Here is a 1,101-nt window from a genome sequence, read left to right on the forward strand (position 1 = left end):
TTGCTCTGGCGGGTGCGGTCGCCGGTGATGCGATGGCCGACGCCCTCGATGCGCCCCAGCTTCTTGATGTCGATGTGGATGAGCTCGCCCGGATGCTCGCGCTCGTAGCGGATGACGGGCGGCCTGGGTTCGAGGGTGGCGAGGCGGGACAGGCCGAGCCGGCGCAGGGCAGCCCCGACGGTGGAGACCGGCAGGTGGAGCTGGCGGGCGATGGCGGGGCTGCAGAGCCTYTGCCGACGCAGGGCCTCGATGGYGGCGTGCTGGTCGGCCGAAAGACGGGTCGGGCTGTGATGGGGTCGCGAGGAGCGGTCACGCAGGCCGGCGTCACCCTCGGCGGCATGGCGGTCKCGCCACTTGCGCACYGTSCKSGGCGTGGTGCCCAGCGCCGCYGCCACGGCGTTGACCGACTGGCCCGCTGACAGGCGCTCGACAATCAGCCTTCGACTGTGCGGCGTGGTTCGGGCATTCTCATGGGCGTCCATCCGGGGCTCCGAGCTGAGGGTTGAAGGCTTCGCAACCACAGCCTCTCAACTCAGCCCCGGAGGGACAACCTCCRTAGCAACGACAGCTAGGCGRCCGCAGATCGCCAGCACGCAGTCATGCCGGCCGCTGCSSCGCGCCGCGACCTCRGCSACCAGSYGCCGGACGGCGGGCTTCACCACGAAGCCTCCCTCCTCCAGCAGCACCCGCAGCCKAWGCRCCGCGTCGCTGGGCTYAGCGCGCCCTCTAGGGCCGGCGGAGCGCCCCGAATGAACCTTGGCCTGCCCAAGCAGCCCAGAAGCGCGCACGGCCTCCAGCCCCGCCAGAACGTCGCGCTCGCCGACCGAGGGCAGAGCGTCTCGGCCGAACGCCCATGGCCCTTCATCATGTCGCCAGGCCCACGGGTTCCCGCGCGGATGCCAGCCATGGACGAGGAATTGCTGGCCGTCGCCGTGCACCTCGACTGCCCCCGTCTCGCCGCTGATCTTCACCTTGCCCGGCGGCGTCGCCTCGCTCGACCGCGCAAGCAGGATCAGGCTTGCACTGCCCGGCCGGCGGCGAGCCGGCACTCCGGCCAATTGCGGGATATGGGCGAGTAGAACCGTCAGCACGGCCCTCAAC

At 71.2% G+C, this 1,101-nt stretch carries 2 protein-coding genes; both read right to left on the reverse strand.

From position 1 onward, the window contains the following. The coding region (locus AC1DWF_RS32335; protein ID WP_476842609.1) for a helix-turn-helix domain-containing protein at positions 1–482 on the reverse strand (482 nt) is incomplete at its 3' end. 45 nt (positions 483–527) lie between these two features. Then, positions 528–1,101 (reverse strand): hypothetical protein (locus AC1DWF_RS32340; protein WP_476842610.1); only part of this gene is annotated, 574 nt, incomplete at its 5' end.

The sequence above is a fragment of the Aminobacter sp. P4_D5 genome (genome assembly GCF_056401815.1).